The following is a 22,243-nucleotide window of genomic DNA, read 5'->3' as shown; positions in this document are numbered from 1 at the left end:
AACATCCAGGGTACCCATAAGTATGATCCCCAAGCAATTGAATGAATTTAAATTCACATCTTTCGGAACGCATTCGTCTGCCGGAAAAAAATTCCTGCTACTGCTCTCAGGCCACAAGCTTTTTAAAAAATTAATGATTGACGATTGTTCGGATAAAATGAGCCGGTGCAAAACAGCCGGATGTCATCCGAATCGCGAGATTCAACTTTTGAATAATGATGAATGAATATTCAGTCAGGGAATCGTTCGGCCATCGGCGAAGGAAGGTTCGTGAAGCGGCAGCAGGATATCGGCGCAAGTCTTTACCTTTTGCATGATGTCGTATGCGTCATAGGCATTCACATGAGTGCCGGGAGGGATCACCTCCATTTCCATGGCCCGAATCTGTTTGGGCGGAAAAAAGTTTTCGTTGATCACGCAAAAGCCGGTGATGGCTGCCGTACCGCCGGCCGTTTCCACCAGCACGGTCAGGCCGCCTTCGGTATGGACCGGCGTGTGCATCACCCGGATTCCATCGGCGATCTCACCATCGGTCTCGACGAGTCGAATCTGTCCGTTCTCCTCCACATCTTCGATATAGTCTTCCACATATCTGAAATCCAGCGGGTGCGGGTTGTGGATATGGTCCAGTTCTTTGGGGTGAACAAAAATTTCCGCGTTGCTGCATTTGTAGTCGTTCTCGCAATGGTCGTTGTGCAGATGGGTGTGAATCACCGTATCGATGCGCTCCGGCGTCAGTCCGAATTGCGCCAGCCCCTCTTCAAAGGGGAAGATTTTCCCGCCAATGGCCTGTTCCCGGTCCGCGGAGCAAACCGGATTCATTTCGCCCGTATCGACGATGATGTTGCGCGGGCCGCCTTCCAGATACCAGCAGTAAATCGGAATGGTATAGGGCTTGCCGTAATCGTGCTGGTAGGTCATCATGCCCTTGTCGAACTGCTTGGTGCCCATGACGATGGGGTGAATGCGATATTGGGTCATCGTTCGAGTTCCTTTTTCAAAGGTGAGACGGCAAAATCGATTCGTTGCCGAATACGAAAACGGATCGATCATGGCATCGACTAAAATCGAGAGCGTACTCCGTTGATACTCATCAATTTAGGACATATGCTCCTGCACGTCAATGCGTTCGCCGGCTTCACGTTACCCTGTTGACACCATCCCCGTTGCCACCTATACAGGAGCCCAATGATAACAATGACAAAGGAATCTTGTATGGCCGCAGAAAACGATATCGTATTGATCTATTTCGAGGATCAGCCCCTGAGTTTCGCCCGCATCGAAGAAATTCTTCCGGACAGCAAGCCAGACTGGTACCATGTCAAGCTGCTGATGCTCCAACTTCCCCTCCAGGTGGTCACCTGGATTCTGCGGGATCGCTATATCATGGGAGACGAATTTACCATGAACGGCAAACGCATGCGTCTGGAAAAAGTGGTCTGTCCCGACGCCCTGCCGGAAGAGGCCGATTCCGACGAAGACGGCGTCGAGCCATCGTCTCCACCGCACGACGAAAAGGCCACGGTGATCTCATTGAAGGACAAACGCAAACGTTAGCGCTCGGCTAATAATGGGCCGACAGGTCCGATATCCACGGCATCCCCGGAAGGTTGTCCTTTTTTCGGGGTGACGTCACCTCTCGCAGGTGGTTCGACCATGAAACCGGAGTTGAAACAGATCCTGTCCATATCCAGGCGGACGGACATTCCCGCGTTCTACATGCCCTGGTTCATGGACCGGGTGAAGCGGGGCGCCATCGAGGTGGTCAACCCCTTCAACCAGCAGGTTCGAACAGTGGATGTCTCCCCTGAGCGGATCCATACCATGGTGTTCTGGTCCAAAAACTTCGGCCTGTTCCTGGAACACGGATACGGAGAAAAGCTTCGGGCCATGGGGTACCACCTGTTTTTCAACTTCACCGTCAACTCGCGCTCAAGGCTCCTCGAACCGGCAGTGCCCAGCCTGGATGAGCGGCTCGACCAGCTTCGGCAACTTTGCAAACGGTTCGGCGCGGCAACGGTCCAGTGGCGTTTCGATCCCATCTGCCACTACCGCACAAACGACGGCGACATCCGGGACAATCTTCAAGATTTCCAAATAATTGCCGCAGCAGCCGGCAAATGCGGCATCGATATCTGTATCAGCAGCTTCATGGACCATTACCGGAAAATCGCTCGGCGAACGGGGCGGCGGCTGACCTTCCTGAACCCGTCCATGGCCGAAAAAGTGAAAATCGCTGCCGACATGGCGGCGACCCTCTCCCCTTTGGGCATTCGGCTTGCCCTGTGCTGCGAAAATGAGATTCTGGAGGCGCTTCCTCCGGACTGTGCCATCGGTCCGGCCACCTGTATTTCGGCAAAACGGATCATGGCCGTGCATGGCGGCAGCCTATCCCTTCGCAGGGATCTGGGCCAGCGCAAAACCGCAGGATGCCAATGCACCGTTTCCGTAGACATCGGATCATACAGCCTGCACCCCTGCCACCACAACTGCCTGTTCTGCTATGCCAGCCCTGCATGTGACCGGAGGACCGGGCGATGAAAATCGGGACCGTCGAAACGGACAACTTCACCGTGCTGGCACCACTGGCCGGCATCACCAATCTGCCGCTGCGATTGATGGCCAAACGGGCCGGCTGCGGTCTGGTCTGCTCGGAGATGATCAGTTCCCACGGCCTGGTTTACAAATCCGGCAAGACAGAGCAGCTTCTGGAAAGCGCACCGGCCGAAAAACCCCTGTCTGTACAGATTTTTGGGTCCAAACCATCGATCATGGCCGACGCAGCCCGGATTGTTCAGGACTCCGGCGCGGACATTCTGGATATCAATTTCGGATGTTCAGTGAAAAAAATACTGAAAAGCAACTCGGGATCGGCTCTGATGAAGGAGCCGCAACTGACCCGACGCATTCTGGATGCGGTGCGCCAGGCCATCGACATCCCCTTGACCATCAAAATCCGTTCAGGATGGGATCCATCCGGGCAGCAGGCCCTGGAAATTGCCGGGCTCGCCGAAGATTGCGGGGTGGATGCCGTTACCGTTCATCCGCGGACGGCCACCCAGGGATTTCGGGGGCAGGCCGACTGGTCGATCATCGCGGCGGTCAAAAAAGCCCTTGCCATACCGGTGATCGGCAACGGGGACGTAACCGAACCGGCCGATGCATTGCGGATGTTGGCCGAAACCGGATGCAATGGCGTCATGGTGGGCCGGGCGGCCATCGGCAATCCCATGATTTTCGAGCAGATTCTGGCCGCAGCCCAAGGCTGTCCGGCAGAGGCGCCGACCGATGGTCAACGAATCGGCATGATGTTGGATTATCTCAGGGATTCGGTCCGATATCTCGGGGAAGATCGGGCCTGCCGCATGATGCGCAGCCGACTGTGCTGGTTCGTGAAGGGTATGCGCAACGCCGGGCTGTTTCGCAGCAGCATTCGGTTCATCGCCTCGGAGCAAGAGGCGATGGATCTGATTGGTCAATACGCTGAATCAATCGGGGCGGGTCTGTAAAGATGAACTTTTTACGGCACTGTCAACTTTGCGGGACCAGAATGCTTCCTACCGGAGGAACAGTTCCACCGGAAACCGGTGATCCCGACGCCTGGCCGGGGGTTACCCCGTCAATGGCGATTTCGCCGATTTTCACCCCCGGGACGACGTAGCGCTGCCCATCCAGGCCTGTCAGCATCTCGCTGGCGTCCAGCACGGCAAACCGGTCGCCCGTTTCGACGCCGACGTCGCTTCCGGCACCGATAACGCAGGCCCCATCCTTTAGGGCAACGACCGAGGCCAGCCACTTGCCCTCATTGATGGCCTCGGCCATGCGTTCTCCCAGCGATTGTCCCATCTCTTCGACCACCTCTTCCAGTGAATCGACGATGACGTTCTCTCCATTGCGAATTCTTTGGGCTTCGTATTCGTCGATATCCACTTCATCGATGAGCGTGCCCAGCGCCAGGCGGGTTCCGGTGATGGTGTCATAAATGGCTGCGGCGGTCTGGACCTGGAGGCTGTAGGCCACATCTTTAAAAAACCAGAAGCCCGTATCGCGGGTGCGCAAACGGACGTCCATCAGCAGGGGGCTCACCAAAAAATTCATGCCTTCCTGCCGTGCCAGACCGGAGAGCGTGAACACATTCAGGTGCCCGTTGGCGGCCCGTGGTGGATTCATCAAAAAAGGCGACGCTTCGTTCCGGCCCGGAATAACCAGAACGGCATGGGAAGCTTCCGCGTTGATGCTTTCCAGAAAAGCCCTCATATAGGAAACCGGAACCTGCTGGCCGCCAAGGGTGGCATTGTTGAGCAGGGCAACGACACCGACCTTTTTGAGATACTTGCCGCTGCCGGAGAAATCACGGATGGTCTTTTGCGGCGCAGGCCTGTAAGATGAAGCGATCCCGCAGCCGGCGATCAGCAGGGCCGCTGCCAACAGGGCCGGCAGAATGGTTTTCAGACGGCTCGCGGCAATCATGGTTCAGCCTCGTATGTTGCACAAACCTGGGTGGTCAAACCGCCTCGGGAGGTGAATTTACCGGTCACCTCCATCATCTTGGGCTTCAGTACCTGAACCAGGTCATCGAGAATCCGGTTGGATACATGCTCGTAGAACATGCCCACACTGCGAAACTGCAGGAGATAGTATTTCAGCGATTTGAGTTCGACAATGAAACGATCTGGTGTGTATCGGATCTCGATGGTGCCGAAATCGGGCAGACCGGTCATGGGGCAGACCGATGTAAATTCCGGCTGGGAGATGGTAATCACCACATCCCGCTTGCCTCTGTAATGATAGTCGATGGGGTCGAGCATATCGGTGGTGACGACATTCGGTGTGTCTATGGTGTAGCGGATGGTATGGTCGTAGGATTTCATCGGTGCTCCAATGGTTTTTTGTTGGAGCTTTTTATTAAATGATGGCAACGGGCGTGTCAAACGTTCTATGGTTGGCGCTGCGTTTATCCGGACCGCAGCCGGCTTGAAGGCTCTGGTTGACTTCCGATGTGCTTCCTGTTAACAGTTCGAAATATTTACTTTTTTGATTTAGAGGGCGGATATCGATGAGAAAGATGGATCAGGACGAACAGATTCTGAGGGCCAGCAAGGAAATTGTGGTCAAGTTCATTGAAACTGGGCGGATTTCCCCCACGGGTTTTCCGGATGCCTTCAAGGCCATCTACCGGGCGGTGAATGAAACCGTGAAGCAGTCGGCAGGACCTGCGCCAACGGATGGAGGCAGCGGGGAGGCGGCCTGACGGCCAGCCTCCACCGGCAATCGGATCAAGGTTTTTCCCGAAAATCGGAAACTTATTTTTTCGTGCCTGTCAGGCAGGCGATCAAGCCGTGTAGCTGAGTTCGAAACTGGCCGATTCCGTAAGCGTTTGGATCTTCTGAACGAAGGCAGACTGCATGGTCTGGACGACTTCCTGGCGCAGCCTGGATTCGGGAGCATTTTCCATTTCGTCATTGCGATAATGGTTGAAAAGGTTTCGGATCGAACCCGCCAAGTGATCGCGCCGGCCGCGAAATTCCCGAACCTGGTCGGCCATATCGTCCGTAACCTTATCGATCCGTTGCATCAACCGCTGGAGGCGGCCATGCCCGCGACGATGGTTGCCGCGATTTTCCTCAAGGGCGGACTGGCTGATCTCCACCCGTTGCTGCTCGCCGTACTTCACCTGCCGTTCATAGGAAAAGGCCGCCTCCAGACTGGCGACGGTATCCAGTTCCTTCAGAAGTTCACCGCCGGCAGCCATTTCCTGAAGGTCCCCGGAAAGGAAATCGTCGATCATGCCACCGATGACCTCAATGGCCGCACGGATGTCTTCCTGCTCCTCAGCACTCAAATTGCCGTCGATTTCAACGGACAGGCTCTGGCTGTCGGAGAACTCTAAAAATGCCGTCTGAGTGGATTCGGCCCGGCCGTTCTCGTAGGATGCGCTGCGATGGAGGCCCGCGTTGATTTCCGTGGCCAATGCCAGGCTGAGGGTCACCGTGTCGCCCTCATCGGTGGTTATGGTCAAATCGGTGCTCTGACTCTGAGAAATAAACCCCGCCCGGGTCTGTTCCGCCTGGAAGCTTGTACTTTCCGAAAAATTTCCGTATTGAAACGGGAAAAAGGACTGCGAATGGGTAATCGGGTTCATTCTGAACCGTCCTTTCTAATCGGGAAACTTCTGTTTCCATTATGTTTTTTGGTGGTCGAGATCGGTAAATCTCCCCAGTTCCACCAACTGGGTCACAGACTGGTACACATCTGGGACCAAAAAGGAACGGGGAAGCATGATTTCCACAAGTGGCAAACTGCCGTCCTACCTGACCACCAATGGCTACACTTACTGTTTTCGGATTCGTGTTCCGAACGATCTTAATCAATGTATCGGCCGAAAGGTGTTGAAGTTTACCCTTCGTACCGATATTTTTTTGTCCGCAAGAACATCGGCGTTGGTCTGGGCAAATCGATACAAAAAGCTATTCAGGTGGACAAGGAATCAAATGCGGATGGGTAAGCTTACTGACACACAGATTCAGGAAATTGCAGTCGATCACCTACAGAAGTGGAAAGACTCTTTTGAAGCGGCAAGAACACCACTTGGCGATGATGTTGATCCGTTCCTCGCTCACATGGCGCTCAAGAAACAGATCGAAACTTTTGAAGGTGACAGGGTCAGTATCCGTGCGGATCTGGAAACGGGGAATTATCGTGACATTGTGAGGGAATTACCAGAGATCCTTGAGGGTTATGGACTTAACATAGACGAGGTTGATCAGGATGACCCCTCGTTTACCAAACTGTGCTCGTCTGTGCTACGTGCCAAGGAGAGGGCCATTAGCCTATACATGGACAGGCTTGAGGGTAAGGGACCAAGGGATGACCTTGATGCCGCTATGGATGCAGTTGCTGGGCCTTTGACATCCCCAACAGCGGCAGTTGCTGAACCGGTAGATGAGGGTCCATTGCTGTCAGAGGTGATCGAAAAATATCTGGCATGGCAGGAAAAGCTACCAAAGGATGATAAGGCAAAAGTGAATGACCCAAGTGCAAAGGCAAACCATATTGCTGCGCTTAAGCTGTTCGTTGAGTTTTATGGTGATATTCCAATCCGTCGAATCGAGGTACAGCATGTTTTTGAGTTCCAAGACATGCTCTGTGAATATCCTACAGGTCGATTTCGTTTGGGTAGTCCTTACAGAGAGATGACCCTCAAGGAAATACAGGGAATGGACATTGAAGACACCCTGATGATCCCTACCATCAATCTGTACATGAATCGGGTAAAGCTCCTGTTCAAGTACGCCATAAAACGTGGTCATTACAAGCAGGTTAATCCGTTTGCTGACTACAGACTTTCTGATAGCCGAAGCGATGCTGAAAAACGATCTCGGTTCAGCAAAGCTGAACTGGAAACACTGTTAAAGTCCAAAGAATACAAGGACAACCTTTTCGACAAGCCATTTCAGTTTTGGACTCCCTTGATTGCTCTGTTCCATGGGATGCGTCAAAAAGAGATTGCCCAGCTGTACATTGCTGATATTGAGATGAAGGAGGGTATCCCAGTATTCAGCGTAGTACAGGACGAGGAAGATAAGCGAGTGAAGAATGCAACAAGCCGGAGACACGTACCTATTCATCCTTTCATCCTGCACGATCTGAAGTTTATGAAATACGTCGAACAGTTGAAGAGCGAGGGTGAGGACCGGCTGTTTCCTGAACTACCTTTCGTTAAGGGAAGCTATGGAACCAAGGTGAGCGGTGGTTCAAGGAATACAAGAGATCATACGGCATTAATCCTCCAAAGAAAGCACCCTTGAAGGATTTCCACAGCTTTCGAAAAAACTTCATCAATCTGGCATCCCAAAAAAATGCACCAATTGAGAAACGTAGAATGGTAACAGGGCATACCCTCGGTAGCGGCGTTGACTCACAGGTTTATGTCGTGGATCTACCAGTAAGGCAACTTTTTGAGGAAGTGATTTCAGTGATCGACTTCCACAAGACACTGAAGCTGGACTTCCTGCGGGAGAGCAAGTTCGTGATCAACCAATGACAACCTACCAGCGGCCCCTATAATCGTACACGGGGCCGCTGGCTACCACACCTACCGATCCACAATCTGGTTGGCTATTCGATCAAACAAGGCGTTGCCTTGGTCGATCAATTCCTTTGCATTCTCCGGTGCGTCCTTCCATTCACGGTAAACGGTATCCCTACCGTTTTCAGCGTACACGCATCCTTGAGTGCTCTGTGCGAAGCACTTACGAATTCATTGACCAAGAGTACCATTAGCGCATAAGATCAGATAATGACCTCATTTCGTCCACCATTCATTTTTAAGATCGGAAACATCATCAAAAAAGCTCGGAAACACGTGAACAGACGTGTTACTGGCGCTACGATCAACCTCCCTTTCATCAGCTTCGCAGTTGAACCGGAGGATTTGGAACAGAAAGTGGCGAGAGAGGTCATTGTTCGTCTTGCGGACAAACGAGTTCTCACTGCTTTCGAATGTTGTGATGATTGTGTTGAACGGGCAATTGCATCGCTGATGGAAATACGATCAATGCTTGTAAACAAGCAGGTTGAACTTTCAGGACATGCCGATGGTGGACTGTTTTTATTGTTGGAATTGATGCTGGAGGGTATTCGTCAGTTCTTTACATTTGTAGAAAGATTACAGTCGTCAAGACAAGGGGGAAGACGGGATCGTAGGGATCTTCAGCCATACTTTGACGCATTAACAATGCTCCGTGGGCACATGTACCAATGCCGAAATCAAATAGCCGTAATAGCAGGGATGGAAAAACCAGCTGTGCCTAAAAGCATGTGTTATGAGGATGCATGGCAGCTTGAGTCCTACGAAAAGCCTAATGGCAATCGTGAGTGATTTCGACCCCGTAAGCCCTCAACTACCAAGGTTTCCCACTTACCTCAACTCCACCCACATTGACACCGGTAACCATTCTGTCTACGTGTAGACAATCCAGCAAATTTTGCGAAAAATTTGTGTGTCCACCTCTATGAGGTGGGTGCCAGTATACGTCAGGACGCCCATGGGGGTACTGGGGGTACCCCGCCCCACCTTCAATTTTCAATCCATCCGACATGCCACAGGATGCTGGCTTACCCGCCTAATGAAAGAATGTCAATCAGCATCCTGCTGACCCATCAGCAGCGTAGCTGCGCTACTGGGTGATGCGCTACTGGACCTGTTACCAGAGTCGTCACTGGCACTTTGTGCCGTGGTGAATACCAGTGCATGGGTTGGGAATCTGGTGGTGTCTCACGACACGGATAACCAACCACGGGAATATCCGTGTTTCAAACTGACAGTCCTCTGGTGAGGACTTCATTGTCTGGAGAATAGGATGGCCTACCTCTACTCGGTGAGGGAGCTTCATCGTTCTCTCAGTTTGGCACCCCTACCCCCAAACACATGTCTGTATCCTTGCAGGAGATGTTCCACCAGCACTTTGGTGCTGGAGGTGTGTGTGTTGGTATGCGTGATGCTGGTAAAGGGGCAGGGAACAGCTGTGGCAAGAGCAGGTGGGTTCTCTTGGCATACACGCCGCCTTCGCTTGCCACTGAGTGGGCTGCGGCGGTGCTCACAGTGTAACTTTATGATGACGGCACCGGCCACACACGCCCATTGATTGGGCGGGGCTATTCACCGGCAAAGCCGGTGCCTATAAGGGAGTCCCTTATAAGAACCCTTATAGGGACTCTTATATATATACCTAAAATACGCGATTACCATAAAAAAAGAGTCCTCTAAAATTGGATAACGTGTTATAATGCTTGTTAAAAACCGCCAAGTTTACAACAAGCGTAAACACACCCAATAGGTAAAGGACTCTATGAGCAAGCATAGCAAAAACTACAGACAAAATGAACTCAAAATTCGACGCATCGAAACGACTGCCGACCGGTTGACCGGAAGAGCCGGGCTGGCCCTTTTCGTGGCCTATATGCACGGCATTCAAGTTTTTGGCTGGTTCGACCGATGGTTTGGAACCATCCGAAAAAGCAGAAAAGGCATTGATATCGCAGAGCTTTTCAAACAAGTGCTCTGCTTTTTTGCCGATGGAACCAGTCGGCGCCATGCATACTTCGATCAGATTTCCCGTGATGAAGGCTATGCCGGCAGCATTGAGACGCCAATCGAAGACATGGCCTCTTCTCATCAAATCAAACGCTTTTTTAAAGCATTTGCCTGGACTCGCGTGTTTTTGTTCCGGCGCCTTTTGCAGACCCTTTTCATCTGGCGTCTGCGAAATACGCAACCCGATGTGATCGAGTTGGGTATCGATACGATGGTCATGGACAATGACGATGCAAAATGCCGGCATGGCGTGAAGCCCACCTACAAGAAGAAAAAGGGCTTTCAACCCCTGCAGATGAATTGGGGGCGCTTGATTGTAGATGCGGTGTTTCGCAGCGGGGATAAACATTCCAATCATGGCGATACGGTCCTGAATATGATCCGGCACATGGTTCTTAAAATCAGATGTGAATACCGTGGGGATGTGCCGATTATCATCCGAATGGACAGCGGTTTTTTCGACCAGAAAATCTTCGAGATTTGCGAAACGCTTCATGTCGGTTATGCCTGCGGCGGCAAGGTGTATAAAGACATCAAGCAAATAGCGGACAACTGGGATGCGTCCAAATGGAAACGATACGAATCCGGCAAGAAGAAAGCCTGGCAATATGCCGAGTTCGGTATCCGGCAAGGCAACTGGAAACGGTTCCGGCGCGCGATTTTTTGTCGGTTGATGCACGATGACAGCAAACAGCTTTACCTTCCGGGATTTCGGCCTGACACCATCATCGTCACCAACATCGGTCAAGGCCAGGCGATCGACAGTATGCTGGAAAAAGCCGGAGCGGTGGAATATCTGACCACCAATGGACTCGTTGCCTGCTATCATGAACGCGGCAGCGACGAATTGGCCAACCGGGCGCTGAAGGATTTTGGTCACGAACAACTGCCTTTCAAACGATTCGCTCCCAATGCAGCCTGGTATTATATGATGCTGGTCGGTCATTTTCTGCTCGAATCGTTTAAAGAAGATGTCAGTGTGCCAGTATTATCGATCGGTTCCTATGCCTCCACGGTACGTAGACGGCTGATCGATATCGCAGGTAAAATCGTTTTCCACAGTGAGCAAACGGTCTTAAAGGTAACTAGGACTTGCCTGGAAAGCCTTCGCTTGCCGGAGTTGTTCGAACGGTGCCGCACAGCGCCGGTTATCGAATAACCGGCAGGAAAACAAAATTCGGATAAAAACCGTTGGAGGGGTGCGCGCTAAAACAGGATCCGTTGCGTATATTCCCATAACCAATCCGGTCAGGATGGCTTGTCCGGGGAAATTGTCTCAAATTCTCAGCCGATCCCGATTTTTCTACCGTGTTTTACCCGGATTCTTCCGTTCAAAGCCAAAATCGCTCAGTTTAGGTAATAGAGTCTCTATGGAATAGAGACTCATATTAACTATTAACTACTATCTACTTATAGACTCTCTATGGAATAGAGAGTCATATAATAATTAATAGCTTTCTCCTAATAGTCTCTTTAGAGACTTAGTAGAGGAGAAAGCATATAAGCTTTTTCTACTTATAGCCTCTAAAAAGAGGCTGATAAGAAAAAGCTACTATTAAGGGTTTTCCTACTTACCAATATCTACCATTACTGGAAAACCCCTATATGCGTACTGCATCAATAACAAACAGCACCGGAATGCAGTACGCCACACAAATGCCGGTAAACAGCACAGTCAGCATACTGCTTCCTGCACTGTTTCCCATCCCCGCATTCCCCGTGAATACGGGTATGGTTCCCGGCATCAGCACCGGCAGGTGCGTTGCCCTTCCCGGCACTCACGGGGAGTTCCCCGGCATTCGGTCTGGGAGACCTCTGCTCCCCCCGAAACGTTCCGCTTCATTTCAAACCATCCCCATGACCATATCGGTAAATGTGGGTAATGCCTGACCTCAAAAACACCTCTACTTCAGTCTGAGAATCCGATGGAACGATTGAATCATCTCGACCCATACCCAAGTATAGGCTGGGAATTTTAACCCCCTTGTTACGTCTCTCAGTAAGTCGAATGTTGAGTCCTGTATAAAAGTCAACATTCATGATTTTGGTGCAAATGTATGTCTGGTAAGGGTTTTCCTCGATTTTACCCTTTGCTGTGCAAAATCGATTGACTTCGAATGTTGAGTTAGTATATAATTAGACAAATTACACGACTTTGGGACGGACCTTGCTTGGCAAGGCTGTCATCCACTCACCTACCGGAGGACATGCCACGAACAACCACCCCAAGAAAGGCGAACGCATCGCAGTCGATCCTATACGCAGGATCAAGGACATCAAGGCGATTTCCAAGCTCACCGAGTCCAATGCCCGTAATCACTTGCTCTTTGTCATGGGCATCAACAACGGCCTACGGGCCGGTGATCTGGTCCGGTTGAAGGTGCGGGATGTCCGATACCTGAAACCGGGAGACTCACTGACCATCAAGGAAGGGAAAACGGGCAAGGACAATATTCTGGTGGTCAACAAGACCGTGTACAAGGCTCTCCAGCTGTATCTGGAGACGGTACAACCAGCAGACGATGACTACGTCTTCGCCAGCAGGAAGGGCAACAGCCACATCCAGAGTCAGGCAGTAAGTAAGCTGGTGAAGAACTGGTGCAAAGCGATCAACCTGCGGGGCAATTATGGGTGCCACACGCTACGCAAAACGTGGGGTTACCAGCAACGGATTCAGCATGGAGTTGGTTTTGAGATCCTGTGCAAGCGATACAACCACAACAGTCCGGCAATTACCATGCGGTACCTTGGGATCGAGGACCGAGAGGTCCACGATGTGCTCATGAATGAAATTGGGTAGGTGGGTTGCTGCGGATAATTTTATCAGGACGAGAAAGCTGAGTACGAAATCTCTTTAGCTACAAGCACTATGATAGCCGGTTGAAATATTGTATCAGGTCAAACTTGAACGTAGGTATTGTAACCTGCCGTTTTGGGTGTTGACCAATTGCTTCAGGATTGTTGGAGATTTCTCTACTGGCCCTCTTCACATTGGGCTGGTTTTAGCGAGAACAGCCATGCAATCTGAACATGCCCATCATTTGCCGAGTCGAATTGAAAAATACGGTGGTAGTCAGATTCAACAGTTTTATTGATCGGAGGTGATATCCATATCAGGATACAATTCCTTTGCACATTTCGGGCAGAGGCTATGGCTGAATTGGGCATCGGATCTGTCCTGAATATATTGCTCAATCTGTTCCCAGTAGCCCTTTTCACTCCGAATTTTTTTGCAGCTTGCACAAATTGGAATAAAACCCTGTAGTGTTTTTATTTCGGCCAAAGCTTTCTCAAGTTTATCAATAAGAGCGCTCTTTTCCGATTCCGCCTTTTTTCTATCGGTGACATCCCGGCATATACCAAGTATCAGCTTTTTTCCTCCATAAACCCCACCATTATTGCTGACTTCAACATCTATGATCCTGCCGTCCCTACAACGGTGTTGTGTCTCAAAATTAAGACCTACACTACTGACATCTTCAGTTAATCCCAAGTATTGTTCTTGGTTTAATTGAGTATCCCAATCCCATATATGAAGCTGATGAACTTCCTCCACCGAATAACCGAGCATGTCAGCGAATTGAGTGTTTGCCATAAAAACTTTTCCGTTTTGGTCTATAACAGCAATGGCGTCCCTTGATTCCTTAATCAAAAGACGGCGCCAATGAATTTCATCTTTAAGTTGCCGTTCGGTTTCTTTGAGTTTGTTATTCAAATTGATAAAAACGGCACATACGATTGGGGTAATTATTAGGGGTGCTATAAATGATATCAAAAGCGTATAGTCAACCCTGATTACTTGGTTTTCACCCCAGATCATACATAATGAATAGGTGATCGCTATGGAAAGCGAAATAGACCCTATTGTAATTATTATGGTCTTTAAAACGTCGTTTTTAAGGCCCATATTTTCTATTTTAAATAACATTCTAAAATTTATTACGAAACTTTGCGTCTAATCACATAACCACTTCAGGGCTTCATCCATTTCACGAAATACCATGGTAGAGTGCAACGCACCTTCTAAACCCAATTGTGTCGTGAACATCCTGCACATGCCGAACACCAAGTCGGAAGAGGCTACGTAAGCTGTCTTGCCGTCACGCCTCAGACCAACGGAGGTCTTGGCCAACTTTGCAATTCCCCTTGTAAATTCTGATTCAAAAGACTCGGTTAGGTATGCTTTACGAAAGTCCCACAGGATGTTTAAGGCTGGAAGATCGTCTTTGAAGGCGCTCACCACTTCCACAATTTCATCTACCAATACTTCACCGGTTGCCGTCAGGATGGTTAGGCGCTTGGCTTGATCTGTGTGTCGTTGTATTGGCATGACCTACAGTTCTTTCTTTCCCAGTTCGGGGTAGAACACATCCTTGCAGTCTGGACAAATCGTATGGGTGAAGTCCGTATCCGTATGTTCCCTGACGTATGCGTCGAGGGGCCACCATTTGTCGTCATCATCACGGATTCTTTTGCAGCCGCTACAGATGGGCAACATGCTTTGCAGAACCTTGATCTCTTTCAGTAGGCGTTCTTTGTCAGCCAAGGCCTCGGCCAGTTTACGGTTCTGTTCTTCCAGTTTCAGTTCATACTTTTTCCGGGTGGTAATATCCCTTGTGACACCTACGATTTTGAGCGGTCTACCAGCCTCTTCCATAAGTGTTGCCCGTATCTCAACCCAGTAGGAACCGCCTTTCTTGTGCGTCAATTCGACTTCAAATGTTCGTGTACCCCGTTTACCGTGTTCGTAGTCGATCAAAGACGTTTCCAACAACACCATAGCCTTTTTCAGGGACTTTGGTACAAGTCGGTCTGTGACTGGTTTGCCTGTGAGTTCTTCAGCAGCGTATCCGTTTATACTCTGGATTGAAGGGGTAACGTATTCACAGATCAAATTCCCAGCATTGACTACCCAGACGGCATCCACGAGGTTGTCTGTCAGGAGACGATTCTGCTTTTCAAGTTCACTAAGTTTGTCCTTGATGGTCTGGGCCATCGTCCACCTCCCCAATATTGTTCTGACATCCTGATCGACTGTTTTTCTGTGAACTTGAGTTATGGGAACAAGCCTCCGTATACAAGCGGACAAGCCTTCCTTAATATAAATCCTACGTATTCTTATACACTTACCTACCCATGCTGCCCACATCATTACGAATAGCTGCAACCGTACCATGCACGGACTCACTTACCGCATGTGTCCGAACATACAAAGGATAATGGTGTTTTTGCAGATTGGGATAGCTTTACAGACAGTGTAAGATCAACAAGGGCGTGACTAATTTACAACGATGGAAAAGACTGGTACACATTGTATATTTCTACAAATTGGGGCTGGGGGATTTTCCTAATGATCTCCGAACACTAACCGCCAACCAATTTGAAGGGGTAAGGGTTCATTCTGAACCTCCTTCATTTGGCTTGGGAAAATTCTGTTTCCGTCAATTTTTTGGGGATCGTGTTCCGCGCGATCTTTTAAATGCTATCGGTCGAATTCCAGGCAAAGTTTAGTCATAAATTTTAAGAAGAAGTAATAGAATGAGGGCGTACAGTAGGTCGTTTTGAAAACATGAGCGATGTGATATTGTAAGCGTGATTTCATCCCGTGTAGAAAGTTTGTCTTCCTATGATCTTCCACATCCCACACGCTTCATTCGACATCCCGGTCGATCTCCGGTCAACGCTTCTTCTTGACGATCAAGCGCTGATGGATGAGCTGTCGGTGATGACGGATACGCACACCGACGATCTGTTCGGGTGTCACGCCGGTGACGAGGATACGATTGTCGCCTTTCCCGTTTCCAGACTGATCGTCGATCCGGAACGATTTACCGACGACGCGCTGGAGATCATGGCATGGGTCGGGATGGGGGTCATTTACGAGCAGACGTCCAGCGGAGAACGGTTACGGAACACGCCCTCTTTGGAGGATCGGGATGAACTGATCCGGCGATTTTATTTACCCCACCACAAGCAGCTGAACGATGCCACCGGCAAGGAACTCGATCATTATGGTGCCGCACTGATCCTCGACTGCCACAGCTTCCCATCGATCCCCCTGCCGTTCGAATTCGATCAGAATCCGGACCGACCGGACATCTGCATCGGCACGGACCCGGCACACACACCGCGCTTCCTGATCGAGGCTGCAAAGCAGGCCGTCAACGACGAAGGGCTCAGCTTCCGAATCAACAAGCCTTCCGACGGCGCTCTGGTTCCCACCCATTATTGGCAACATGATAAGCGGGTATTAAGCGTTATGATTGAAGTCAACCGATCCCTGTACATGGATGAGGCCACCGGGGAACGGTCGGATCAATATGAAGCTTGCAAAGCAATGCTGGGAAGAATTATACAGCGCTTACGGGAAGCGAGCATTCCGGATCAACAAACTTGATGCCGGAAAATAAAATTAATACGCTCCCAGCGCCTGGGGCCACAGGTAGTAAAAACCGGCGTCAAGGGTCAGCAAATCTCCTATCAGACCGGTGTCCAGCAGGCGCGCTATCGAGGCGGTCACCGCCTCGCTGGTCAGGGTATTGTACAGATTGTCGTCGGGGTAGTGCGTCCGGCGGTAGGTGACCACCCGGACATCCTCATCAAGATCGGCAAGTTGGCTGGCCGCATTGACGGCATCCTGAAGATAGCCGATTTTGTCCACCAATCCCACCGCCAGCGCGTCCTCGGCCAGAAAAATCCGGGCATCGGCCACACGGGCCAACCGTTGGCCGTCCAGGTGACGGTGCTGTTTCACCAGATCGACGAAACGCTGGCCCAGCCGGTCGGCCAGTTCCTGCAGCAGATTCTCTTCCGCCGGTGTGATGGGCCGAAAGGGCGAGCCCATGTCCTTGTTCATCCCGGATTTGTTGACCTTCACGCCCACACCGATCTTATCCATGAGGCCCGATATTTCGGGTCGCATCAGGATGACGCCGACGGAACCGGTAACGGTGGTGGGATGGGCCAGGATCACGTCGGCCGGCAAGGAGATGTAATAACCGCCGGAGGTGGCCACATTCATCATGCAGACCACGATCTTCTTTCCGGTCCGCTCCTTGAAAGAGACGATCTCATGGTAGAGCATGTCGCTGGCCGTGGTGGTGCCGCCGGGGGTATCGATTTTCAGGATTATGGCCTTGACCCGGTCGTCTTTTTCGGCCAGGTGCAGGTGTGAGACGACTTCCTGCACCACGCCGGGAGTCTTTCGCATGAACTGGGCTTTGGGCTTGTCCGAAATGATGCCGGTGACCGGAATCAACGCGATCCGCTCTTCGGCCGTGCCTTCCAGGGTCATCTCGCGCAGGGGATCCGAAGCGTCCGAGAAAAGGGTGATTCGCGGCCCGGCGCAACCGATCATGAGCATGGCAATCAAGAGCGTTTCGATAATTTTTGTGGATCTTCTCATGGCAAGTCTCCAATCCTATTCTGGCTGGCAGGGTGGGGGGACGGTTCTGTAAAAAGCCCGAGATCAAGGCTTGCGAGTCCCGAGGAGGAAGGCGTACCTGAACGTACTCCGCACTGACGGGGGACGAAGCGGTTCGCCGATATCGGGCTTTTTACGGAACCCTCATCAGTGGGCTTCAGCCCAGTTTTGCCCATACGCCATGTTAACCTTCAATGGCACGGCCAGATCCCAAACCCCTTCCATTTCCTTGCGGACCAGGGCCTGGGCGGCCTCAAGTTCTTCGGGCGGCACCTCGAAAATGATTTCGTCGTGCACGGAAAGCAGCATGGCCGTTCGCATGCCCTTGTTGCGCAGCGCTTGATGCACGTTGATCATGGCCAGTTTGATCAGGTCCGCGGCCGTTCCCTGGATGGGTGTGTTGATGGCGGTGCGTTCGGCGAACTGCCGCAGGTTGCGGTTGCTGCTGGTGATTTCCGGCAGTTGGCGGATGCGCCCCAGCAGGGTACTGGTCTGACGGCTTTCACGGGCGTCGGCAATGGTCTGGTCGATAAAGGCTTTGACCCCCTTGTAGCGCGCGAAATAGTTGTCGATGTAAGTCTGGGCCATCTTGTTGCCGATCTCCAGTTCGCGGGACAGCCCGTAGGCGCTCATGCCGTAAATGATGCCGAAGTTGATGGCCTTGGCCTGCCGCCGCAGGTCGTCGGTGATCATCTGGGGAAAAACCTGGAAGACCTCGCAGGCCGTGCGCGTGTGAATGTCCTCGTCCTCCTTGAAGGCCTGGATCAGGATGGGGTCGTCGGAGCAGTGGGCCAGAATGCGAAGTTCGATCTGGGAGTAGTCGGCCGAAAGGAAGTGCCAGCCCTTGCGGGGCACGAAGGCCTTCCGGATTTCTCGACCCTCCTCGGTGCGGATCGGGATGTTCTGCAGGTTGGGATCGCTGCTGCTCAGCCGTCCCGTGGCGGCCACGGTCTGGTTGAAGGAGGTGTGGATGCGTCCGGTCTCGGGGTGGATCAGTTCCAGCAGTGCGTCGGCATAGGTGGATTTGAGCTTGGCCAGGGTCCGGTGGCGCAGTACCAGGGCCGGTAGTTCATGCTTGCGGGCCAGGGTGGTCAGCACCTCCACGTCGGTGGAATACCCGGTCTTCTTCTTGGTCTTCTTCTGGACCGGCAGCTTGAGCTTCTCGAAGAGAATATGGCCCAACTGCTGGGAAGAGTTGATATTGAAGGCCTCGCCAGCCATTTCGTGGATCTGTTTTTCCAGCAGGGATAGCTGGTCGGCAAAGGATTCGGACAGGTCGTGAAGACGATCCCGATCCACACATACCCCGGTCATTTCCATCTCCAGCAGAACGGGCAGCAGCGGCATCTCCACCGTTTTCATCAACTCGGCCACCTTGTTTTTTTCGAGAAGCGGAACGAAGATCTCGTAAGCCGCCAGGGTAATGTCGGCATCTTCGCAAGCGTAGGGGACCGCTTTTTCAACCATCACCTGGTCAAAAGTAACGGCGCTTTTGCCCTTGCCGGCCACATCGGCGTACGCGATGTTCTTGTGCCCCAGGTAGTCCAGGGCGATCTGATCCAATCCGTGGGCTCGCTTGCCGGGAGCGATCAGGTACGAGGCCACCATGGTGTCGAAGCTCACGCCGGCCAGCTCCGCCCCGTGGCGGCGCAGCACCATCCAGTCGTACTTGATGTTCTGGCCGATTTTCTCGATTTTGGGGTTGGTCAGCACCGGCCCCAGACGTTTCAGGACGGTGTTCAGGGAAAGCTGTTCGGGCGCCCCCAGATAATTGTGCCCCACCGGAATGTACCAGGCTTCAGCCGGTTGCAGGGAAAAAGAGAGCCCCACCAAGCGCGCCTGCATGGGATCCTGGGACGTGGTTTCGGTGTCCAGGGCAAACCGCTCGGCCGCCTCCAGGCGCCTGACCAGGGCGTCCAGGGCATCGCGGTCCATGATGGCCGTATACTGCCGTTCGATCTTCTCCTCCTGTGAGGCGTACTCTTTTTGAAGCTGCCGGAACTCCAACTCGGAAAAAAGCTTCGTCAGCGCCTGGTCGTCCGGCCCCCTGGTTTTCAGTGCCTCAAGATCGAATTCGACGGGGGCGTGTCGGTCGATGGTCACCAGTTCGCGGCTCAGTTGAGCCTGCTCCTTGAAGTTGACCAGGTTTTCCTTCTGTTTCTTGCCGGAAATGGTGTCGATGTTCTCATAAACCCCGTCCATGCTTTCGAAGCTCTGGACCAGCTTGACCGCCGTCTTCTGGCCGATGCCCGGAACGCCGGGGATGTTGTCCGAGCTGTCTCCGGAAAACCCCATGACGTCGATCATCTGCCGGGGCTCCAGTCCGAAAGACTCGCGGATGGCGGCCGGATCGAGCACTTTGTCTTTCATGGGGTCCCAGATGGTGCACTGATTGGTGACCAGTTGCATGAAATCCTTGTCTCCGGTGACCATGACGACCCGCAACCCGTCGTCTTCCGCATGGCGGGCCAGGGTTCCGATAAGATCGTCGGCCTCGTAGCCCTGCATTTCGAAAACGGGGATGTTGAACGCCTCGGTGACCTTGTGGATCCAGGGCAACTGCTGCACCAGGTCGTCGGGCATGGGCGGCCGATTGGCCTTGTACTCCGCATAGCGTTCGTGCCGGAAGGTGGGGCCCTTGGCATCGAAAAACATGGCCACGTATCCGGGAGAACGGTCCTGCATCAGCTTGATCAGCATGCGGGTGAACCCGAAGGTGGCGTTGGTGGGCAGGCCACGGCTGTTGGTCAGCCCGCGCACTGCGTGATAGGCCCGGTAAATGTAAGCGCTGCCGTCGATCAGATACAGCGTAGGCTGATCGGCTTTCCGATTGGTCTTCAATTCAGTTGACACGAAATAGCTCCTGGATTAGGTAGTGACCTTCATTGGAACAGGGGCATCGTAGCATCAACCGGAAAAAACAACAAGACTTCAACCAGTTAGCAATCAGTCATGAACGATACGGAAACCCGGACCAATCTCCGGAGCCGGCGACGCCGCAAAGCCCCCCGAACCTGCCACTGCTGCGGGAAAAGCGTTCCTTTTTGCTGGTCCTGCCGCTGTGGCTTCATGATCTGCCAGGACTGCATGAATGAAAATGTGTGGGGCATGTCCTGCAACGGAATTACCTGGCAGTGCCCGGACTGTGGAGGGCAGAATGGATTCGGCAACCAATAAGTGACAGCCTTTTCATGACCATAAAAAAATACATCCAATCCGATCTGCTTCTCCTGCTCTGCGGCACCATCTGGGGCTTTGCTTTCGTGGCCCAGCGCCTGGGCATGGACCATGTGGGCCCGTTTACCTTCAACGGCATCCGCTTTTTCCTTGGCGCCATGGTGCTGGTGCCCTTCATTTGCCGCAGGCGCGAGCTACGTCAAAAACAGCAGATCCAGAACAAAGGATTGATGGTTTACGGGGCACTGGCCGGACTGGCGATTTTCGCTGGCGCCTCCCTGCAGCAGGTCGGTCTGGTTTACACCACCGCCGGAAAGGCCGGATTCATCACCGGACTGTACGTGGTCATCGTTCCCATCATGGGACTGTTGTGGGGCCAGCGAACCAACCTTGGCACCTGGGGCGGTGCCTTGATTGCAGCAGTGGGCATGTATCTACTAAGCGTCAACGAAGACTTTCGCATCTCTTTCGGAGATCTGCTAGAATTGATCGGCGCCTTCATGTGGGCCAGCCATATTCATCTCATCGGCTGGGCATCCCCGAAAACCGATTCCCTGCGCCTGGCTTTCATCCAGTTCATGTTCTGTTCCGGGGCCAGTCTGCTTACGGCAATGGCTATCGAAACCATCCGCATGGACGACATCGTCGCAGCAGCGCTGCCTATTTTTTATGGCGGCGCCCTCTCCGTAGGCGTGGCCTACACCCTTCAGGTGGTGGGTCAAAAGAACGCCCATCCGGCCCATGCCGCCATTTTGCTCAGTCTCGAAGCCGTGTTTGCCGCGGTGGGGGGCTGGTTGATTTTAGGGGAAGTGATGTCTGTCAGAGGGCTGGTTGGCTGTGCGCTGATGCTTTCCGGAATGCTGCTCTCCCAACTCTACGGGTTGGTGGTAAAAAAAGGGCCCAAACCCGGCGTATCTTAAAAATTTCAGGGGGGCTACGCCATAATATTCAATGCCTGCCCGGTCATCTCGTTTTGGTACGGACGCCTGGCCGTCGCAACCGGCAGGGAGCCCGCATCTTGCAGGCTGTTTTGGTCTTCCTTTTGCTCCGCATTCTCCTGCTTTACTTTTTCCTGCCGCGCCTGGGCTTCGATCTGACCGGCCCGGGCCGCAACTGACCGGTCGGTGCCCGACGGCTCTGCCGGCGCCAGGGCTGCCCGCTTCACCTGCTGCATTTTGCGGATGGTCCGGTCCGGGTCGTTTTCCGTCGAGGTATCGATCTTGACTTCGCCGCCCACGGCGTACATTTTTCCGTCCGGCCCACGCGTAAAGGTAAAACTGGCGCCGCCTTGCACAACGCCCGCTCCTGCGGCCATGTGGGCCCGTTCATGGGCCCGTACCTCCTGGTCGCGCCGGTTCAGGCGCTGGACCTCCTGCTCTTCGCTTTCGGTCAGCGTCGGATCGCCGGTTGTATTCCCTTTTTGGTCGGACTGCCCTGCATTGGGTTCAACAGACGCACCGATCCGGCCGGACGGCTGGCCATTTGAAACGCCAGCCGCCCCTAAAGCGGGGAGCGCCGATAACGAATTGTCAATTCTTCCGATCATG

The 22,243-nt window shown here is 52.5% G+C and carries 22 protein-coding genes and 1 pseudogene; 13 read left to right on the top strand and 10 right to left on the bottom strand.

What is annotated here, in order from left to right:
- Positions 1-234: 234 nt before the first annotated feature.
- Positions 235-981, bottom strand: coding sequence for an N-acyl homoserine lactonase family protein (locus tag GN111_RS22540; RefSeq protein WP_155305915.1), 747 nt, complete (start codon positions 979-981; stop codon positions 235-237).
- A 234-nt stretch (positions 982-1,215) separates the two neighbouring features.
- On the opposite strand from GN111_RS22540, the gene GN111_RS22535 reads away from it, so the two are divergent.
- The 3 genes from GN111_RS22535 (at position 1,216) to dusB (ending at position 3,509) form a co-directional block, all read left to right on the top strand.
- The gene (locus GN111_RS22535) at positions 1,216-1,557 is read left to right on the top strand and encodes a hypothetical protein (protein WP_155305914.1); all 342 of its coding nucleotides are present in this window, start codon (positions 1,216-1,218) and stop codon (positions 1,555-1,557) included.
- Between the two features lie 99 nt (positions 1,558-1,656).
- Positions 1,657-2,541 (top strand): DUF1848 family protein, encoded by an 885-nt coding sequence (locus GN111_RS22530; protein ID WP_155305913.1) that lies wholly within the window; start codon positions 1,657-1,659, stop codon positions 2,539-2,541.
- Positions 2,538-3,509 (top strand): tRNA dihydrouridine synthase DusB, encoded by a 972-nt coding sequence (gene dusB, locus GN111_RS22525; RefSeq protein ID WP_155305912.1) that lies wholly within the window; start codon positions 2,538-2,540, stop codon positions 3,507-3,509. The genes GN111_RS22530 and dusB overlap by 4 nt, the downstream gene beginning before the upstream one ends.
- 22 nt (positions 3,510-3,531) lie before the next feature.
- On the opposite strand, the gene GN111_RS22520 is transcribed toward dusB, so the two are convergent.
- Positions 3,532-4,470, bottom strand: a complete 939-nt coding sequence (locus GN111_RS22520) for a hypothetical protein (RefSeq protein ID WP_155305911.1) — start codon at positions 4,468-4,470, stop codon at positions 3,532-3,534.
- Complete coding sequence (gene queF / locus GN111_RS22515) at positions 4,467-4,871, bottom strand: preQ(1) synthase (RefSeq protein WP_155305910.1); 405 nt, start codon at positions 4,869-4,871, stop codon at positions 4,467-4,469. Before queF ends, GN111_RS22520 begins: the two co-directional genes overlap by 4 nt.
- A 185-nt stretch (positions 4,872-5,056) precedes the next feature.
- Here queF and GN111_RS22510 point away from each other — a divergent pair, with 185 nt between their 5' ends.
- On the top strand, positions 5,057-5,251 hold the full coding sequence (locus GN111_RS22510; protein ID WP_231715533.1) for a hypothetical protein: 195 nt from the start codon (positions 5,057-5,059) through the stop codon (positions 5,249-5,251).
- 81 nt (positions 5,252-5,332) lie between these two features.
- Here GN111_RS22510 and GN111_RS22505 read toward each other — a convergent pair whose 3' ends face one another.
- On the bottom strand, positions 5,333-6,142 hold the full coding sequence (locus tag GN111_RS22505; RefSeq protein WP_155305909.1) for a hypothetical protein: 810 nt from the start codon (positions 6,140-6,142) through the stop codon (positions 5,333-5,335).
- Positions 6,143-6,278: 136 nt separating this feature from the next.
- Between GN111_RS22505 and GN111_RS34475 the strand changes: the two are divergent.
- The 6 genes and pseudogenes from GN111_RS34475 to GN111_RS22480 form a co-directional block, all read left to right on the top strand.
- A pseudogene (locus tag GN111_RS34475) lies at positions 6,279-6,467 on the top strand (DUF6538 domain-containing protein); the annotation flags it as partial.
- A gap of 30 nt (positions 6,468-6,497) precedes the next feature.
- Complete coding sequence (locus GN111_RS22500) at positions 6,498-7,808, top strand: site-specific integrase (RefSeq protein ID WP_155305908.1); 1,311 nt, start codon at positions 6,498-6,500, stop codon at positions 7,806-7,808.
- Positions 7,805-8,044 carry a site-specific integrase gene (locus GN111_RS22495; RefSeq protein WP_155305907.1) on the top strand — a complete coding sequence of 80 codons (240 nt, stop codon included), beginning with the start codon at positions 7,805-7,807 and terminating at the stop codon, positions 8,042-8,044. Before GN111_RS22500 ends, GN111_RS22495 begins: the two co-directional genes overlap by 4 nt.
- 321 nt (positions 8,045-8,365) lie before the next feature.
- Complete coding sequence (locus tag GN111_RS22490; RefSeq protein WP_155305906.1) at positions 8,366-8,881, top strand: DUF6650 family protein; 516 nt, start codon at positions 8,366-8,368, stop codon at positions 8,879-8,881.
- A 970-nt stretch (positions 8,882-9,851) separates the two neighbouring features.
- Entirely contained in the window at positions 9,852-11,255 is a 1,404-nt protein-coding gene (locus GN111_RS22485) for an IS1380 family transposase (protein WP_155305905.1), read from the top strand.
- A gap of 1,008 nt (positions 11,256-12,263) precedes the next feature.
- Positions 12,264-12,896 carry a site-specific integrase gene (locus tag GN111_RS22480; RefSeq protein WP_231715532.1) on the top strand — a complete coding sequence of 211 codons (633 nt, stop codon included), beginning with the start codon at positions 12,264-12,266 and terminating at the stop codon, positions 12,894-12,896.
- Positions 12,897-13,184: 288 nt separating this feature from the next.
- On the opposite strand, the gene GN111_RS22475 is transcribed toward GN111_RS22480, so the two are convergent.
- Genes GN111_RS22475 through GN111_RS22465 form a run of 3 tightly spaced genes read right to left on the bottom strand, consistent with a single transcriptional unit; the run spans position 13,185 to position 15,092 of the window.
- Positions 13,185-14,024, bottom strand: a complete 840-nt coding sequence (locus tag GN111_RS22475) for a PAS domain-containing protein (RefSeq protein WP_155305904.1) — start codon at positions 14,022-14,024, stop codon at positions 13,185-13,187.
- A 27-nt stretch (positions 14,025-14,051) separates the two neighbouring features.
- The gene (locus tag GN111_RS22470) at positions 14,052-14,426 is read right to left on the bottom strand and encodes a hypothetical protein (protein WP_155305903.1); all 375 of its coding nucleotides are present in this window, start codon (positions 14,424-14,426) and stop codon (positions 14,052-14,054) included.
- A 3-nt stretch (positions 14,427-14,429) separates the two neighbouring features.
- Entirely contained in the window at positions 14,430-15,092 is a 663-nt protein-coding gene (locus GN111_RS22465) for a PAS domain-containing protein (RefSeq protein ID WP_170302415.1), read from the bottom strand.
- A 630-nt stretch (positions 15,093-15,722) separates the two neighbouring features.
- On the opposite strand from GN111_RS22465, the gene GN111_RS22460 reads away from it, so the two are divergent.
- Positions 15,723-16,493, top strand: coding sequence for an N-formylglutamate amidohydrolase (locus tag GN111_RS22460; protein ID WP_155305901.1), 771 nt, complete (start codon positions 15,723-15,725; stop codon positions 16,491-16,493).
- Between the two features lie 15 nt (positions 16,494-16,508).
- On the opposite strand, the gene sppA is transcribed toward GN111_RS22460, so the two are convergent.
- Positions 16,509-17,501 carry a signal peptide peptidase SppA gene (gene sppA / locus GN111_RS22455; protein WP_155305900.1) on the bottom strand — a complete coding sequence of 331 codons (993 nt, stop codon included), beginning with the start codon at positions 17,499-17,501 and terminating at the stop codon, positions 16,509-16,511.
- Positions 17,502-17,666: 165 nt separating this feature from the next.
- Positions 17,667-20,372, bottom strand: a complete 2,706-nt coding sequence (polA, locus tag GN111_RS22450; protein WP_231715531.1) for a DNA polymerase I — start codon at positions 20,370-20,372, stop codon at positions 17,667-17,669.
- Between the two features lie 99 nt (positions 20,373-20,471).
- On the opposite strand from polA, the gene GN111_RS22445 reads away from it, so the two are divergent.
- Both GN111_RS22445 and GN111_RS22440 read left to right on the top strand, forming a co-directional pair.
- Positions 20,472-20,696, top strand: a complete 225-nt coding sequence (locus GN111_RS22445; protein WP_155305899.1) for a hypothetical protein — start codon at positions 20,472-20,474, stop codon at positions 20,694-20,696.
- Between the two features lie 14 nt (positions 20,697-20,710).
- On the top strand, positions 20,711-21,616 hold the full coding sequence (locus GN111_RS22440; protein ID WP_155305898.1) for a DMT family transporter: 906 nt from the start codon (positions 20,711-20,713) through the stop codon (positions 21,614-21,616).
- Between the two features lie 14 nt (positions 21,617-21,630).
- Here GN111_RS22440 and GN111_RS22435 read toward each other — a convergent pair whose 3' ends face one another.
- Positions 21,631-22,242 (bottom strand): putative metalloprotease CJM1_0395 family protein, encoded by a 612-nt coding sequence (locus tag GN111_RS22435; protein WP_155305897.1) that lies wholly within the window; start codon positions 22,240-22,242, stop codon positions 21,631-21,633.
- Position 22,243: the final 1 nt, after the last annotated feature.

It is taken from the genome of Desulfosarcina widdelii (assembly GCF_009688965.1).
GTDB lineage: Bacteria > Desulfobacterota > Desulfobacteria > Desulfobacterales > Desulfosarcinaceae > Desulfosarcina > Desulfosarcina widdelii.
Note: the sequence above shows the minus strand (reverse complement) of the source record. Positions and strands in the feature narration are given on the sequence as shown.